The sequence below is a fragment of the Mycobacterium sp. Panama NTM2 genome, from assembly GCF_054355555.1.
In genome coordinates this window covers 241,221-259,412 of sequence record NZ_CM135953.1, presented here as the reverse complement: position 1 = coordinate 259,412, position 18,192 = coordinate 241,221, and the positions used below count along the sequence as shown (strand labels likewise).

6 protein-coding genes are annotated in these 18,192 nt (G+C 69.8%); 3 read left to right on the top strand and 3 right to left on the bottom strand.

Annotated elements, in window-relative coordinates:
• Positions 1–41: 41 nt before the first annotated feature.
• Both ACXYX3_RS01220 and ACXYX3_RS01215 read right to left on the bottom strand, forming a co-directional pair.
• A complete protein-coding gene (locus ACXYX3_RS01220) occupies positions 42–3,041 on the bottom strand; it encodes an MMPL/RND family transporter (RefSeq protein ID WP_458609824.1) in 3,000 nt (999 codons plus the stop codon).
• Between the two features lie 30 nt (positions 3,042–3,071).
• Positions 3,072–4,493 carry a condensation domain-containing protein gene (locus ACXYX3_RS01215; RefSeq protein ID WP_458609823.1) on the bottom strand — a complete coding sequence of 474 codons (1,422 nt, stop codon included), beginning with the start codon at positions 4,491–4,493 and terminating at the stop codon, positions 3,072–3,074.
• A 117-nt stretch (positions 4,494–4,610) separates the two neighbouring features.
• Here ACXYX3_RS01215 and ACXYX3_RS01210 point away from each other — a divergent pair, with 117 nt between their 5' ends.
• From ACXYX3_RS01210 to ACXYX3_RS01200, 3 genes are all read left to right on the top strand, one after another.
• A complete protein-coding gene (locus ACXYX3_RS01210; RefSeq protein WP_458609822.1) occupies positions 4,611–15,539 on the top strand; it encodes an SDR family NAD(P)-dependent oxidoreductase in 10,929 nt (3,642 codons plus the stop codon).
• A gap of 70 nt (positions 15,540–15,609) precedes the next feature.
• Positions 15,610–16,104, top strand: a complete 495-nt coding sequence (locus ACXYX3_RS01205; protein ID WP_458609821.1) for a TspO/MBR family protein — start codon at positions 15,610–15,612, stop codon at positions 16,102–16,104.
• Between the two features lie 12 nt (positions 16,105–16,116).
• Positions 16,117–16,908 (top strand): SDR family oxidoreductase, encoded by a 792-nt coding sequence (locus ACXYX3_RS01200; protein WP_458609820.1) that lies wholly within the window; start codon positions 16,117–16,119, stop codon positions 16,906–16,908.
• On the opposite strand, the gene ACXYX3_RS01195 is transcribed toward ACXYX3_RS01200, so the two are convergent.
• Complete coding sequence (locus tag ACXYX3_RS01195; protein WP_458612263.1) at positions 16,905–17,951, bottom strand: NAD(P)H-dependent amine dehydrogenase family protein; 1,047 nt, start codon at positions 17,949–17,951, stop codon at positions 16,905–16,907. The two genes, ACXYX3_RS01200 and ACXYX3_RS01195, sit on opposite strands and share 4 nt — an antisense overlap.
• Positions 17,952–18,192: the final 241 nt, after the last annotated feature.

The window sequence follows — 18,192 nt, the reverse complement described above, 5'->3', positions numbered from 1 at the left end:
GTGTCACACACCGCGCGCGTCGGCGCGAAAGCTCGAACACGTCAGATCGCCTCCACCTTGTCGTCGGCGGGTGCCGCCTTGCGAACCCGCGAGGGCCACCAGTTCGCCCGTCCGACCAGCGCAGCGATCGCGGGCACGGTGATGGTGCGCACCACGAACGTGTCGAGCAGGATGCCGACGCCGATCACGAAACCGCCCTGCACGACGATGCCGATCGACGAGAACAGCAGCCCGCCCATCGAGGCCGCGAAGATCAGGCCGGCCGCGGTGATCACGCCGCCCGTCGACCCCAATGTCCGGATCACGCCGAAGCGCACGCTGTGCGGCGACTCGTCGCGCAACCTCGACACGAACAGCATGTTGTAGTCGGCACCGACGGCGACCAGCACCACGAACGCCAACGGCGGAACGGTCCAGTGCAGCGGTTGATCGAGCAGGTACTGGAACGTCAGCACCCCGATGCCGATGGCCGCGAAGTACGACAGCACCACGGAGGCAACCAGATACAGCGGCGCGACGAGCGAGCGCAGCAGCACCATCAGGGTCAGCAGCACGATGATCAGGGTGACCGCGATGATGAATCGGATGTCGCGCTCGTAGTAGTCGCGGGTGTCGCGCAGCGCGGCCGGGTAGCCGCCCATCGAGATCGTCGCGTCCGCCAGCGTGGTGTTGGGCTGCGCTCCGCGCGCGACGTCGTTGATCGCGTCGACCTGATCCATCGCCTCGGGGCTGAACGGGTTCAGTTTCGTCTGCACGAGGTAGCGCGCCGAGTGCCCGTCGGGCGAGACGTACGCCGCCGACGCCTTCTGGAACTCCGGCGCCGCCAGCACCTCGGCCGGGATGTTGAAGCCCGCCATCGACGAGGCCGCGGCGTCTTTGCGCATCGTCAGCAGGAACGTCGATGCCTGGTCGAGGCCTGCGGCCAGAACCTGGATCTGCTCGACCAGCTGATCCACGCCACCGGCGACCTGCCGGCTGCCGTCGGCGAGCCGATTGGCGTTGCGCTGCAACTCGTTCACCCCGGAGCGCGCACCAGCCGGACTGTCCAGCCCGAGATCGGAGATCGTCGTGGTCAGCTTCGTGAACATCGAGTTGAGCTGGTTCACCGTCGAGGACAGGCTGCCCTTGTCGTCGACGCCCTGCAGCTGACCGGCCAGCTGATTGATCTCGTCGACGCGACCGTCGTCGCGAGCCGCGGCGAGCTTCTGGAACTGTGCGCGGGTGTCGACGCAGGACGGATTGGCGTCACAGGTCGCATTGCCCTGCAGCGCGGTCAGCACCGGCCCGATCCACGCGAACATGTCCTTGACCGCATGGAAATTCACGCCCATCGAGAGACCGAGCTTGTTGACGCTGTCGACGAGCTTCGCCGCGGTCGCGACGTCGCGGACCAGCTTGTCGCCGCCGTACTGGACGCGGATCGAGGACATGCTGTCGAGCAGACCCTTGAGGCTGGGGGCGATGTCGTTGACCTGGGCGCTCACGTCGCCGAGGCTGTCGGCGAGCGTGTCCGCCCCGCCCGCGAGCCGGCTGAGGTCACCGCGGCGCTCCCCGATCTGCGCCGCGCCGGTGGCCAGCCGGTCACCGACGATCCCCGCCTGGAACGTCGCGCGGAATTCGGGCGGCACCTCGCCGAGGGGGCGGGTGACGCCGCTGACCAGCCCCACGTCGGGGAGCTGGGCGATGCGCGACGCCATCTGCTCGAGGTCGGCCAGCGCCGCGGGCGAACGCAGGTCGTGCGGCGACTGCACCAGCACGTACTGCGGAATCGACTGGCTGATCGGGAAGTGACGCTCCAGCGCGGCGTAGCCCACCGAGCTCGGCGCCGACGGCGAGACGGCCTTGCGGTCGTCGTAGTTGAACGATCCGAACGCCGCCGCGCCGGCGAGCAGGACCAGCACCAGCACGCTCGCGATCAGGTGCGGCACCGGCCGGCGCACGATGCGGATGCCCGAGCGCCGCCACATCTGTGCGGTCAGTTCCCGGCGTGGCCCGATCCAGCCGCGCGGACCGGCGAGCACCATGATCGCGGGCAGCAGGGTCAGGCCGGCCAGGAACGCGACCGCGACGCCGATCGCCGCGGACACGCCGATGGTCTTGAACACGCCCATGGTCGCGAAGCTCATCGCCAGGAACGTGATGCCGACCGTCGTCGCCGAGGCGGTGATGACCTTGCCGATGGAGATCATCGCGCGGGTGACGGCGTCGGTGACGCCGGCGCCATCGCGGATGTAGTCGTGGTACCGGCTGATCAGGAACACCGCGTAGTCGGTGCCGGCACCGGCCAGGATCGCGCTGAGGAACACGATCGACTGGTTGGACACCCCCGCGCCCGTCAGGTGGGAGTAGCCGGCGACCACGCCCTGGGCGATCAGTACCGATGCGCCGATCGTGATGAGCGGCAACAGCATCGTGAGCGGATTGCGGTACACCACCAGCAGCACGGTCAGCACCAGGACCGCGATCGCGAGCTCGATCGGCAGCCGGTCCTGCTGACCCGCGACCGTCAGGTCGGCGACGGTGGCGGCGGGCCCGGTGACGTGCACGACCAGCGGAGAACCGCGCGGCGGTGCGTGATGGGCGATCAGGTCGGTGACGCGGTTGAACGAGTCGTAGGCGCGCGGGGTGCCCAACTCGCCGACCAGCGTCACGGGCAACACCCAGGTGGTCTTGTCGTCACTGGTCAGGAACTTGCGAAGCTGCGGAGTGCTGATGAAATCCTGCACCGACACCACGTCGGTGACGTCGTCGCGCAGCGCGTCGACGACGTTGCGGTAGACGGCTTCGTCGGCGCGGGTGAGCCCTGATTCGTTGATGAACGCGAGGATCAGCAGGTTGTCCGACCCCGGCTCCTTGAACGCCTCGGCCATCTTGGTCGCGGTGACGCTCGACGGCGCATCCGCGGGAAGGATCTGCAGCGGATGCTTCTGGGCCATCTCGTTCAGCGACGGGAAACTCAGCGGCAGTGCCACGGCCAGCGCCACCCAGACGGCGATCACCACCCAGGGAAAGCGCACCACCAGACCGGCTAGCCGCCCCATGTCGTCCTCACCCCCTCGCCGTACCGCACGCTAGGCGACGCGTCCCCACTGGCCACTGTCGGCGACTCGCGTCGCCACCGATTTCATCGCCCCCATGTAGCGGTCGACCGACTTCGCGGCGATCGCGTTGTCCGGGTGCATGATCGCCATGGCCGTGCCCTCGCCGTAGCGGAAGATGTAGATCGTCAACTGGTACGAGTACCGGCCGTCAGGATAGATGCCGATGTTGTCGGCGAGCCCCATTTCGCCGGCCGCCAGGATCGCGTTCATCGGCGCCGCGCCGCCGTGCAGGAAGTTCGTCACCGGGAAGTTCGCCTGCGGCCACCGCAGCCAGGGCGCCAGCTCCAGCACCCGATAATAGGGCACCTTGGCCATGGCGAGCCCGGCGTCGAACGCCGACTGGGCCGACCAGGCGGCGTCGGAGAACGAGGCCGCGCCGATCGGCACGACGATCGGGATCAGCCCGGTGAACCAGCCCTGGGTCATGAAATTGTCCGACGCGCTACGCGAATCGCGGGGGGTCAGCCCGTAGTAGGTCAGCGCCCCCGTCAGCTCGTGCTCGACCTGGGCCAGGCAGGCGAACAGCCCGCCGACGAACCGGGCTCCGGCGCCCGCGCACGCGGCCTCGAAGCGCTCGGTCTGCGCGCTGTCCATCAGCATCAGTGACGTCATGGTGCTGCGCGTCGAAGCCTCCGGATCGCCGAGCGGCAGCGGGAACTCCGGGAAGCCGTCGGCGTTGTTCTCGGCGAAGTCGAGCCACGCCGTGACGCCGGGCGAGTCGGCGGTGAGCTGATCGGTGTACTCGCGTTCGCGGACACAGAAGTCGTCGAAACTGCCGGCGTCGGGCAGCTGGAGCGCCTGTCCGCCCAGGCTCAGTGCCGAGTACATGCCGTTGGCTTCCATCATCGTGGTGCCGATGAGCGTCGCGTCGCCGTGCACGTGATCCATCGCCGCGAAGAAGCTGAAGTGGTCCTCACCCTGGATCACGCCGAACGTGAAGCAGCCCCATTCCAGCGGGCTCGGAATGTCGATGACGTGGGCGTGGATCTGCTCGATCGTCATGTGGCCGTGCTCGACGGGGACGAACTCGATGTCGGCCGGATCGGTCAGGGCGTGCCGGACGAATCGGCCGTCTCCGGTCGGGGCGAACCAGCTGCGGAACGTGTCGTGGCGGCGCAGGTAGTTGTTCACGGCGTGGTCCATCGCCGCGATGTCACACTGACCGGCGACGTCGCAGCTGGCGATGATCTGCCGCGAGAAGTTGAGCCCGGCTGCGTGCCGCTCGCTGTAGTTCCGAAGGTGCTGGCCCTGCATGTAGCTCACGGGCACCGGGCTGACGGGCGCTCGATGGGCCTTGTCGATCGAGGCCGGTGTCGGATGCCAGGAGGTCACCGACCCCGCGGCGACCGACCACTCGTCGAGTGCGCCAACCGTGATCGTGCCGATGCGCACTGCGCCGCCCTCCCCACTGACCCAAGATCAAACATGACGTTCGGGTGACATTGTGCACGATCCTCGCGCTAATCTGACCGCCGAGTAAGTTCACCGCTGATGAGGGGGGAAAGCGGCATGGTTTCCGCTGCAGATCCGAACGAGCCGGCAGCGCGCTTCGCCGTCATCGGGTACGCAGCCCGACTGCCCGGGGCGCCCGACGCCGACGCGTTCTGGGACCTGCTGAGCCAGGGCCGCGACGCCATCTCCGACGTGCCGCCGGACCGCTGGAACGCCGAGGCCTTCTACGACGCAGAGCCCGGCAGCCCGGGCAAGGTGGCGACCCGGCGGGCCGGGTTCGTCGACGACGTCATCGGCTTCGACGCGCCCTTCTTCGGGATGTCGACGCGGGAAGTGCGGCAAATGGATCCGCAGCACCGCCTGCTCCTGGAGACCTCGTGGCACGCGCTCGAACACGCGGGAATCGCGCCGTCGACGCTGGCGGGCAGCGACACCGGCGTGTTCGTGGGGCTGGCCACCCACGACTACCTGGGCATCATGTCCGACGAACTGGACTATCCCGAGATCGAGGCCTACATGGCCATCGGGACATCCAACGCCGCGGCGGCGGGCCGGATCAGCTACCGGCTCGGCCTGCAGGGGCCCGCGGTGGCCGTCGACACCGCATGCAGTTCCTCGCTGGTGGCGATCCACCAGGCCTGCCAGGCACTGCAGCTCGGCGAGTGCGACCTGGCGCTGGCCGGCGGGGCGAACGTGCTGCTGACGCCGGCCACGATGATCACGTTCTCGAACGCGCACATGCTGGCACCCGACGGCCGCTGCAAGACCTTCGACGCGGCCGCCGACGGTTACGCGCGCGGCGAGGGCTGCGGGATCATCGTGATCAAGCGGCTCGAGGACGCCGTGCGCGACGGTGACCACATCCGTGCGGTGGTTCGCGGCAGCGCGATCAACCAGGACGGTGCGTCGGGCGGTCTGACCGTGCCCAACGGCGTCGCCCAGCAGCGTGTCATCGGTGCCGCGTTACGCCGCGCCGGCATCGACCCGCGCGACGTCGACTACCTCGAAGCCCACGGCACCGGCACCTCGCTGGGCGATCCGATCGAGGCGCAGGCCGCCGGCGCCGCACTCGGTGCGGGCCGCGAGGCCGACCGCCCCCTGCTGATCGGTTCGGCGAAGACCAACATCGGGCACCTCGAAGCCGCCGCGGGCATCGCAGGCGTGATCAAGGTGATCCTCGCGCTCGAGCACGAATCCCTGCCCAAGCACCTGAATTTCGAGAACCCGTCGCCGCACATCCCCTGGCACCGGCTGCCCGTCGAGGTCGTCACGGACGCCACGCCCTGGTGCCGCGGCGACCGGCCGCGCATCGCCGGGGTCAGCTCGTTCGGCTTCGCCGGCACCAATGCGCATGTGATCCTCGAAGAGGCCCCCCTGCCCGAGACCGGCACCGATCAGGTTGCGCAGGACGGACCGCATCTGCTTCCGCTGTCGGCCCGGACACCGACCGCGCTGCGTGCGCTCGCCGGCGCATACCGCGACTGGTGGGCCGCACATCCCGACGCCACGCTTGCCGACGTGTGCTTCACCGCGGGCGTGGCCCGCGCGCACACCGAGCACCGGGCGGCCCTGGTGGCCGACTCCCGCGAGACCGCACTGGAACTGCTGGGTGCGGTGGCCGACGACCGTCCCGCGCCCGGACTGGTCCGCGGCGAGGCCCACGACGTGCCGAAGACGGCCTGGCTGTTCACCGGCCAGGGCAGCCAGTACCCCGGCATGGCGCGCCAACTGTACGACTCCGAACCGGTGTTCGCCGAGACCGTCGACGCCTGCGCAAACGCCGTCGCCGACCTGCTCGACACACCGTTGCTCGACGTCGTGTTCGCCCTCGACGGTTCCGGTTCCGAAGCGGATGCGCAGGAAGCCCTGCGGCAGACGAGCTATGCCCAGCCCGCGCTGTTCGCGGTGGAGATGGGGCTGGCTCGGCTCTGGCAGTCGTGGGATCTGCAACCCGATGTCGTGCTCGGCCACAGCGTCGGGCAGTACGCCGCCGCCTGCGTGGCCGACGTGCTCGACGTCGCGGCCGGCGCGCGGCTGATCGCGTTGCGCGGCAAGCTCTTCCAAAGCCTGCCCGCCGGCGGCCGGATGGCCGCGATCTTCGCGCCCGCCGACCGGGTCGAGGCCGTGGTCGACGAGATACCGACACTGTCGGTGGCCGCCTACAACGGCGCCAACACCGTGCTGTCCGGCCCGGCGGCCGATCTCGAGAAGGCGGTGGCCACGCTGGCCGCCGACAACATCCGCTGCGATTGGCTCGAAACCAGCCACGCCTTCCACTCCGCGCTGCTCGACCCGATCCTCGACGAATTCGAGGCAGCGGCATCACAATTCACGTTCGGCGCACCCCAGCGAATCCTGATCGACAACCGCACCGGCGCAGCGCTGGGCCGCAGCACCAACCTCGACGGCGCCTACTGGCGCCGGCACGCCCGCCAGCCGGTCCAATTCGCGGCGAGCATAGAGACTCTCGCGGAGATGAACTGCAAGCTGCTGGTCGAGATCGGGCCCCGACCCGTGCTGACCGCGGCCGCGCTGTCCGCCTGGCCCGACCCTGCCACCGCACCCCGGGTGATCGCGTCGCTGCGGCCTGCTGTCGAGGACCGCAGGCAGATCACCGAAGCGCTGGCCGACGCCTACGTGCTGGGCCACCAGCCCGACTTCGGTGCCGTCTCTGCCACGACGGCACGGCTACTCGACCTGCCGACCTATCCGTTCGAGCATCGGCGGTACTGGTTCCGCGACGAGCAGGAGCGGACCGATGCACCGAAGGAGCGGGGCGCGCGCACCGCCGCCGTCGCGTTGCTCGAGGACGGCCGCATCGACGAACTCGCCACCCTGCTCGGCTCCGACGATCCACATGTCCGCGACGTCCTGAGCAAGCTTGCTGCCCAACACAGTCAACAGCGCGACGCCCAGTCGATCAGCGATGCCCGCTACCAGATCCGCTGGGATGTCCTCCCGCCCGCACGCCTCGACCCCGCGCACGCACCGTCCTGGCTCATCGTCGGCGACGACACCGACGCCATCCGACCGCTGATCGACCTGCTCGCCGCCCGCGGACATCGCCACCGCGTCGTCGGGCTGCCCGTCTCCGACGACGCGGAGGCCGCGTTCACCGAGACGGTCCGCGCGGCCGCCGACGATCCGACCCTGCGCATCCTGCACGTCGCCGCGCTCGACGCCGCCCTCGCGGATGGACCGCCCTCGATGCGCTCCCTGCTGCGGATGCAGCACAGCGTGCTGCCCGGAACGCGCCGGCTGTTCCGTGCCGCGGCGGCCGCCGATGTCCGCGCACCCGTGTGGATTCTGACCCGCGGCGCGCAGCGCGTCACCGACGTCGACGTCGTGGTGCCGGACCAGAGCTGCCTGTGGGGTTTCGGCCGCGCCGCCGCGCTCGAGGCGCCGCAGCTGTGGGGCGGACTCGCCGATCTCGGCGCCGGCACCACCGAGCAATGGTCGACGCTGATCGGCCAGATCAGCCAGGCTGCCGGCGCGGCCCCCCGCGAGGATCAGCTCGCGCTGCGCGCCGACGGCGTGCACGTGCCGCGGCTCACCCGGCGCACGGGCCAACCGGTCACCGATTCTCTGCCCATCCGTTCCGACGCAACGTATCTCGTCACCGGCGGGCTCGGCTCGATCGGACTGGAGGTCGCCGCCCACCTGGCCGCCCGCGGGGCCGGCCATCTCCTGCTCACCAGCCGGCGCGCACCCAGCGAGGCTGTCAGCGCACGCATCACCGCGCTCGCCGATCAGTACGGGTGCCAGATCGAGGTCGCCAGGGCCGACGTCGCCGACGCCCACGGCGTCGCCAAGCTGCTCGCGCCCAGTGCCGACCGCCCGCCGCTGGCGGGAATCGTGCATGCGGCAGGTGAGATCGGCGCCAGCCCGATGAGCGCCCAGGACGATGCGGAGATCGATCGGGTCTTCGCCGGGAAGGTCTGGGGTGCATGGCATCTCAGCGAGGCCGCGCGCGATCTGCCGCTCGACTTCTTCATCGGCACGTCGTCGATCGCCTCGGTGTGGGGCAGTTTCGGCCAGACGGCCTACGGGGCGGCCAACGCGTTCCTCGACGGGTTGTCCTGGAGCCTGCGCGACCGCGGCGTCGCCGCCACCGCCGTGAACTTCGGGCCGTGGGCGCCAACCGGCTCCGAGGGGATGGCCGATGCCCAGGCCCGGGCCCGACTCGAGGAACGCGGCGTCGCGACACTGTCACCCGCCGACGCCCTCGCCGGCCTCACTGACGCCGTCGTCGGCGGTGCGGCACAGGCCGTGGTGGCCCGTGTCGAGTGGTCCCGCTTCCTGCCCCTCTACGAGCAGACCGGTCGACGCGGCTTCCTCGCCGAGCTGAATCACGAGGTTCCGCAGCAGGTCTCGACAGTGCACGGCAGTGGACCGACCGATCTGGTGAAACGCCTCACCGACGCCCCGCTGCAGCAGCGCCGCACGCTGCTCATCGGATACCTGCGCGATGCGGTGGCCGAGGTCACTCGCGTCGACGTCGCCGAGATCCGCGAGGACGCAGGCTTCTTCGACATCGGCATGGACTCGCTGATGGCCGTCGAGCTGCGCCGTCGCATCGAGACAGGGGTGGGTCGTGAGATCCCCGCCACGCTGGCCATGGATCACCCGCGTATCGATGCCGTCGCCGACTACCTGCTCGGCGACGTCCTCGGTCTCACCGACGCGCCGGCGGCGCGGTCGGTCACGGTCGCCGCCGCCCGCACCGACGAACCGATCGCGATCGTCGCGGTGTCCTGCCGATTCCCCGGAGCCCCCGATCCGGAAGCGTTCTGGGAGGTGCTCGCCGGCGGAATCGACGCGATCCGCGAAGTTCCCGAAGACCGCTTCGACATCGACGAGTTCTACGACCCCGACCCTGACGCCCCGGGCAAGATCTACACCAGGTTCGGCGGATTCCTCGACGGGATCGACGGATTCGACCCCGAGTTCTTCGGCATCTCTCCCCGCGAGGCCGTCTGGATCGAGCCGCAGCAGCGACTGATGCTCGAGACCGTCTGGGCGGGCCTGGAGCGAGCGGGCTACTCCCCTGCCGCGCTACGCGGCAGCCGCACCGGGGTGTTCACCGGCGTCGCCGCCAACGAGTACGCCCACCTCCTGTCGGCCGAATCGATCGACAAGATCCAGCCGCACTTCATCACCGGCAACGCGCTGAACGCGATCTCCGGCCGGGTGGCGTTCGCACTCGGCCTCGAGGGACCCGCCGTCGCCGTCGACACCGCGTGCAGCTCCGCGCTGGTGGCAGTGCATCAGGCCTGCCAGGCTCTACATTCCGGCGATTGCGACCTCGCCGTCGCCGGCGGCGTCAACGTGCTGCTGAGCCCGGTGACCACGGTGGCAGCATCGCGTGCCCGGATGCTGTCGCCGGTGGGCCGGTGCAAGACGTTCGACGCGTCGGCCGACGGCTACGTGCGCAGCGAAGGCTGCGGCGTGCTGGTGCTCAAGCGACTGTCCGACGCCCAGCGTGACGGCGATCCGATCGCTGCCGTCATCGCGGGCAGCGGCGTCAACCAGGACGGCGCGTCCAGCGGTCTGACCGTACCCAACGGCGGCGCCCAGCAACGGTTGATCGGCTCGGTCCTCGCGCGCGCCGGTCTCTCCGGCGGCGACGTCGACTACCTCGAGGCCCACGGCACCGGCACCCCGCTGGGCGATCCGATCGAGGTGCAGGCCGCCGCGGCCGCCTACGGCGACTCCCGCACGGAGCCGCTGCTGATGGGGTCGGTGAAGACGAACATCGGGCACACCGAATCCGCCTCGGGCGCAGCCGGTCTGATCAAGGTCGTGTTGTCCCTGCAGCACCAGATGCTGCCCAAGAGCCTGCACTTCGACACCCCGTCTCCGCACATCCCGTGGGACACGCTGCCGGTCCGGGTGCTCGGCGATGCGATGCCGTGGCAGACCAACGGCCGGCCGCGCCGCGCCGGGGTCAGTTCGTTCGGCTTCACCGGGACCAACGCCCACGTCCTGGTGGAAGAGGCACCGCCAACGACGGTGCCGGAACCGGCGTCGGGCCCTGCCGACACCGTGAGCGTGCTGCCGCTCTCCGCGCGGTCACCCGAGGCGCTGGTGGCGCTGGCGCAGCGGTACGAGGCATGGGTGAGCGCTCATCCCGAGGCCGACATCGCCGACGTGTGCCGCACGGCCGGCACGGGTCGCTCCCACTTCGAGCACCGTGCCGCGCTGGTCGTGGAGTCGGTGTCCGACGCGCGCACCGCGCTCGGCGATCTGGCGGCGAATCGCCTGCGTCCCGGCGTCGTTCGCGGTGAGCACACGCACCGCCCGACGACGGCCTGGCTGTTCACCGGCCAGGGCAGCCAGTACCCGGGCATGGCTCGCGAGCTGTACCAGACGCAGCCGGTGTTCGCCGCCACCGTCGACGAGTGCGCCGCGGCGATCGAGGATCTGCTGCCGACCCCGCTCGTCGAGGTTCTCTTCGCCACCGATCGGGAGACCGGCGGCCAGGCCGGAAAGCGACTGCGGCACACGTCGTTCGCGCAACCCGCGCTGTTCGCCATCGAGATGGGGCTGGCCCGGTTGTGGCAGTCGTGGGGCATCGAGCCCGACGTCGTGCTCGGCCACAGCGTCGGCCAATACGCGGCCGCCTGTGTGGCCGGGGTGTTCAGCCTGGCCGACGGCGCCCGGCTGATGGCTCAGCGCGGTCGGCTGTTCGGCGAGCTGCCCGAGGGCGGCCGGATGGTGGCCGTGTTCGCCGACGCGGGCCGGGTCGAACAGGCCGCGGGCGCGCATCCGCGGGTGTCGGTGGCCGCCTACAACGGTCCCAACACCGTGCTGTCCGGACCGGGTGAGGATCTGGAGCAGATCGTCGCGACCTTCAGCGAGGACGGCATCCGGTGCACATGGCTGGAAACCAGCCACGCGTTCCACTCGGAGCTGTTGGACCCGGTCCTCGACGAATTCCAGGCGTACGCGGCGCAACTCGACTTCGCCAGCCCCACCCTGCCGCTGGTGTGCAACCGCACCGGCGCCGTGCTCACCGGACACGCCACGCTCGACGCGGAGTACTGGCGCCGGCACTCCCGCCAGCCGGTGCAGTTCGCCGAGAGCGTGCGCACCGTGGCCGGGTTGGGGTGCTCGGTCCTCATGGAGATCGGCCCGCAGCCGGTGTTGACCGGGGCGGCCGTGCAGGTCTGGCCCGAGCATCTGCCGGCGCCGCGCGCGATCGCCTCACTGCGCAAGGGTGTCGGCGATCAGCGCCAGGTCGCAGACGCGTTGGCCGGCGTGTACATCGCCGGCCACCGACCCGATTTCGCCGCGGTGAGCAGGCGCGAACGACGGGTCCTGGAACTGCCCACCTACCCGTTCCAGCACCGGCGCTTCTGGCCCAAGACGGCCGCGATCGCGATGGACGGCGGCACCGCCGCGCAGGGTTCGGGCATCCTCGGCGCCGCACGCGAACTGGCCTCCGGCGACACGATCTACACCAGCAGGCTGTCGGTCAAGACGCAGCCGTGGCTGTCCGACCACGTCATCTACGGCACCGTCGTCGTTCCCGGCGCGACCTACGCGGCGATGGCGCTGGCCGCCGTCGGCACCCCGGCCCACGCCACCGATGTCTTCTTCTACGAGCCGATCATTCTGCCGGAGAAGGCTTCCCGTGACGTTCAGCTGACCTTGCATCCGGCGGCCGACGCCGGGCAGTGGTCGTTCCAGGTGCACAGCCGCGCCTACGGCGAGCAGGGTGCGGAGTGGTCGCTCAACGCCGAGGGCACCATCGTCGCCGGGCGGGACGAGGCCGCCTCCGAGACAGGACCCGTCGAGGACGCACTCGAGCGGCTCACCCGGATGCGTCCGCAGGAGCTGTTCGAGACGTTCGCCGATCTCGAGTTGGCGTGGGGGCCGAACTGGTCGGGCTCGTTGAAGTCGCTGTGGCTGGGCGAGGGTGAGGCGATCGGTGACATCCTCGTCGGCGAGGAGTTGGCCGAGCACCTCGGTAGCGAGCCGATGCATCCGGTGTTGATGGATCTGTGCACCGGCGTCGCATTCCCCGCCTTCCCGGCGGTGCTGGCCGCCGAGCAGGGCGTCTCAGATCTGTACTTACCGCTGCGATACGGCCAGGTCTCGGTGCAGCAGCCGATGCCGCGGCGGTTCTACTGCCGCGCGACCTGGCATCAGAGTGCACTCGACAGCGAGACCCAGGAGTTCGACCTCGATTTCGTCGATCGCGACGGTAACCGTCTCGGTGGGATCCGCGAGTTCACCGTCAAGCGTGCGCCCCGCGAGGCGCTGCTGCGCGGGCTGGGCGGTGACACCGGCCGGCTGCTCTACACCGTCGGCTGGCACGAGGTGCCCCTCCCGGACACCGAGCCTGAGGCAGAGCCGGTGACCCCCAGCGGCACCTGGTTGATCGCCGACTTCGCGGAGCTCGCGGCCCTGGTCCCCGGCGCCATCGCCGTCGACCGCGCCACCGACACGACACCGCTGGGGCAGGTGCTCGCCGATGCCCAGCAGCGTGGCGTCGGCGTCTCCGGTGTCATCTGGCGTGCCGCCAGGTCGCAGGCGGGGGCGCTCGACGTCCGGCTCGAGCAGGAGATCGCCGAACTTCTGAGTGCAGTCCACACCGTGCAGAGCGGTGAGGTGAAGCTGCCCGGCGGATTGTGGATCGTGACCGAGCGGGCCGTCGCCTGCGAGTCGGGGGAACCGGTCGACCCGGTGCAGGCCGCACTGTGGGGCTTCGGCCGCACCGCGATCAACGAGGAACCGGCGCTGCGTGCCCGGTTGGTCGACTGCGACGGTTCGGACGAGGCCGTCCGCTTGCTGGCCGGCCTGGTGTCGGCGCCCGTCGACGAGCCGGAAATGGCTGTGCGGCAAGGCAAACTGCTGGCATCGCGGCTGCTGCCGTGGTCACGCAGCGGACACCTGAGCGTCCCGCGATCGAGTGACTACGTGCTGGCGCCCACCGAACGCGGTGCGATCGACAACCTGCGACTGACCGAGACCGAAGTCGAGCCGCCCGCCGACGGTTACGTGCAGGTCCGGGTGGAGGCCGCGGGGCTGAACTTCCGCGACGTGCTCAACGTGCTCGGCCTCTATCCCGGCGATCCCGGGCCGATCGGCGGCGATTTCGCCGGCACGGTCACCCAGATCGGCGACGGGGTCACCGGCCTGACCGTGGGCCAGCGGGTCTACGGATCCATGCAGGGTGCCTTCGCGAGCCGGTTCAACGTGCCCGGCCAGTTCCTCGCGCCGATACCCGACGGCATCAGCGCGGTGGACGCGGCGACGATTCCCGCCGCTGCGCTCACGGTCCGGCTGTCGTTCGACTGGGCACAGCTCAAGCCGGGCGACAGGGTGCTCATCCATGCCGCGAGCGGTGGCGTGGGGCTGGCCGCAGTCCAGATGGCGCAGCGGTGCGGGGGGGAAGTGTTCGCCACCGCGAGCACGTTCAAACGGGACACGCTGCGGCGTCTCGGCGTCAAGTACGTCTACGACTCGCGCACAACGGAATTCGCTGATCAGATCCTGGCCGACACCGGCGGCGCCGGGGTGGACGTGGTGCTCAACAGCCTGACGAGCGAGGGGTTCATCGACGCCACGCTGCGCGCCACGGCTCAGGGCGGCCGCTTCGCCGAGATCGCCAAGCGCGACATCTGGACCGCCGACCAGATGGCGGCCGCCCGCCCCGACGTCGACTACGAGATCGTCGCACTCGACACGGTCATGTTCACCGAACCCGACCGCATCCGCGACCTGCTCACCGAGGTGTCCGACGGGCTGGCCCAGGGTGAGTGGACGCCGCTGCCCGCCGAGATCTATCCGCTGACCGAGGCGAGGTCGGCATTCCGGCGGATGCAGCAGGCCCGCCACATCGGCAAGATCGTGCTGCAGATGCCGGCACCACTACAGCCACAGCCCGACCGGACGTATCTGATCACCGGCGGGCTCGGTGCGATCGGGCTGCACACCGCAGCGCACCTGGCCCAGTTGGGTGCGGGCGATCTGGTGCTCACCAGCCGCCGGGCCCCCTCGGCGCAGGCACAGCAGCTGATCGACGACATCACCGACCGGCACCGCTGCCGCGTGCACGTCGTCACCGCCGACGTGGGGGACTTCGAGGACGTGCGCCGACTGCTGGCACACATCCGCGCCGAGCTGCCGCCCCTCGGTGGCGTCCTGCACCTGGCCGGCGTGCTCGACGATGCGCTGCTCTCCGCGCTGGACGTCGACCGGTTCCGGACGACGTTGGCGCCGAAGGCGTTCGGCGCCTCCCACTTGGATCGATTGACCCGAGACGACGACCTGGAGTTCTTCATCGTGTCGTCGTCGGTGTCGAGCGTGTTCGGTTCTCCCGGCCAGGCCAACTACGCGACCGCCAATGCGTACCTCGACGGCCTCGTCGCTCAGCGCCGCGCTGCCGGGCTGCCGGCCACCGGGGTCAACTTCGGTCCCTGGGGCCGGGGCGGGATGGCGTCGTCGGAGGCGGCGAGCGCGAACATCAGCGCCCAGGGGTTGATCCCGCTGGAGCCGTCGGCGGCGTTGAGCGCGTTGGCGGAGGTGGTGGCCAACGGGACCGGGCAGGCGACGGTGATCAAGGCCAACTGGGCGCGTGCGGCCAAGGTGCTGGGTGCGGCGCGTCCGCCGATCCTGGATCTGGTGCTGCCCCGCGACGGCGGCGAGGTGACCGGAGACAGTGAGCTGTTGCGTCAGCTGCAGGAGATCCCGGTGCCCGCGCGGGCCGGGTTCGTCACCGAGTTCCTGCAGCGCGAGGTGCAGAACTTCCTGCGTTTGGCGCAACCCCCGGCGGCGTCGTCGCGGTTCCTGGACCTGGGCACGGATTCGCTGATGGCGATCGAGCTGCGGAACCGATTGCACAGCCAGTTCGGCGGCGCCTTCACGATCAACGCCACCGCGGTGTTCGACTATCCGACCATCGGCGGGCTGGCCGAGTACTTGGTGGGCCAACTGCCCGATGCGGAACCAGCCGCCGACGCAGAGCAGTCCCGGTAAATCGAACAGAATGGGGACGTCCTGACCGCGCCGGCCGACGGCGCACACCCGCCCGGTAGGGTGATTCGGCATGGTTGACAGTTATCGGCCCACGCGCTCGAAAAGCGTTATCGCGCTCGCGATCTCGATTGCAGCCGTGGTCGTGGCGTCGACACTGGGCGGCCTCGCGTCGGCCACCTCCGCCGAGGATTACGCCCGGCTGCGGCAGCCGGGGTGGGCGCCACCGTCGTGGGTCTTCGGCCCCGTCTGGACGCTGCTGTACACGATGATGGCGGTGGCGGCCTGGCTGGTGTGGCGCAGCGGTCCGTGGCAGGACACCCGGCCCGCGCTCGTCGCGTACGGCACCCAGCTCGTCCTGAATGCCGCGTGGACACCGCTGTTCTTCGGGCTGGGGTGGCGCGGCATCGCGTTCGCCGAACTGAGCGTGCTCGTGCTCATCCTGATCGGCACCGTCGTCCTGTTCTTCCGGCGAAACGCGCTCGCCGGGTGGCTGCTCGTTCCCTACCTGGCCTGGTCGGCGTTCGCGCTGTGCCTCAATTTCGCTGTCTGGCAACTCAATTCCTAGAAGGAGTAACGCATGACCAGATCGGTGTTCATCACCGGCGGAGCGACCGGCATCGGTCGGGCCACCGCCTTGCTCCTCGCCCAGCGCGGTTACTTCGTCGGCGCCTACGACATCGACGACGAGCGGCTGGCCGTCCTCGACAACGACCTGAAGGCGGTGGGTGGCCGCGGTGTCGTCGGCCACCTCGACGTCACCGATGCCGAGGAGGTGGGTCGCCGGCTGGCCGAGTTCCACGAGACCGCCGGCGGCAGGCTCGATGTCCTGATCAACAACGCGGGGCTACTCAATGCCGGCCGCTTCGAGGAGATTCCGCTCGAGGTGCACCACCGCGAGGTCGAGGTCAACGTCAAGGGTGTGGTCAACGGGCTGCATGCCGGCTTCCCGTATCTGAAGAGCACCCCGGGTGCAGTGGTCGTCAACCTGGGCTCGGCGTCGGCGATCTACGGCCAGGCCGAACTGGCCAACTACAGCGCCACCAAGTTTTTCGTCCGTGCGATGACCGAGGCGCTGAACCTGGAGTGGGGCCGCCACGACATCCGAGTGATCGACATGTGGCCGCTGTACGTGAACACCGCGATGACCAAAGACGTCAGCACCGGCACCACCACCTCGCTCGGCATCCGGCTGACCGCGCAGGACATCGCCGACGGCATCGCGGCGGCGATCGAACCGACGCTGCCTCAAAAGGTGTTGCGGCAGGTGCACTTCCCGGTGGGCACGCAGGCCAAGGCGTTGGCGGCCGGGGCCAGGTTCTCCCCGGCGTGGCTCACTCGGCTGGTCAACAAACGCCTGGCCGGGCACTAGACCCAGCGCGTCGCCTCGACCTCCGGTGGTAGCGGAGGGTGCAGCGGGACGTCGAGACCGTCGTAGATGCCCGGCTTCTGGGTGACCAACCACCCGATGGCGCCCAGCAGACGGTTGGCCGCGGTGGTGTTGCCGCCGTCGGCGCGGGTGCCGCCGGGCACGTCGGCCCTCGTCACGATCGTCAGCTGCGGGTCACCATCGACGATCACACGGTGATCGCCGACCCCCTGATCGGGCTGCGGCCACTGCGGCGCGCAGCTGGGGTGGATGCGGGTGATGTGCTCGACGATCACCCGCTGCTGCCCGCCGGCCCAGCCGATCACACGCAGGAAGAACGCACCCTGCGTGCCCTTCTCGAAGCGGCCCATCACCGTGTCCACGGTGTCCTCCAGCGGTAACCGCTCGACCTCCTCGGTGATCTCGTCGATCTCCATGCCGAGACCGCGGCCGATGAGGCGAATGTTGCCGCCCCACACCATCGTCGGAACCGACGGCAACAGCATCATCGGCGTCTCGTCCATCGGCCCGCCGAAGCCGCAGGACACCCGGACCGCGTACGGCTGGTCGTAGGTGGAGTAGTCGAAGATCTCCTGGCAGGTGATCGTGCGGATGCGGGTGCACAGCCCGGCGGCCGTCACGGCCAGCGCATCATTGGCCCAGCCGGGGTCGACGCCGCTGACCAGCAAAGATGCCCGGCCCTCCTCGGCGGCGGCGGTCAGGCGTTCGACCCACTCCGGCGGGGCCGACGCCGGGTCGTAGAGCGAGTACAGCGACGGGGTGACCACATGGGCGCCCGCCCGCAGGCAGCGTTCGATGTCGGCGACGGCGTCGTCGGGCCGGATGTCACCGGAGGCCATGTAGGCCACCGCGTCGGCATCGGCGAGCACCGTCTCGACGTCGGTGGTGGCGTCGATTCCCGTCGGTGCGTCCACCCCCGCGAATGACGCCGCGTCCCGGCCGGCCTTGTCCGCGGACGAGGTCAGCACCGCCGCCAGGTGCAGCCGCGGAAAAGCCATGATCGACCGGATCGCCGTGGCGCCCATATTGCCCGTTCCCCATACCCCGACACCGATGCTGGACGCCATTCATCACACCCTAGACAACCAAACGTGACAATCATCACAGGGGTGCATAGGGCCTGCTCAGAGGCAGGTTTCGGGCCGGAAACCGAGCCCGGCCAACTGCTGGGTTGGTCGCTGAGCAGAAATTGCTCACAGTGTTCTTGCGTTGAAGTTACCGGACGGTATAGTAGCGCGCAGTTACTGGTGGGTAACTTAGCCGTGA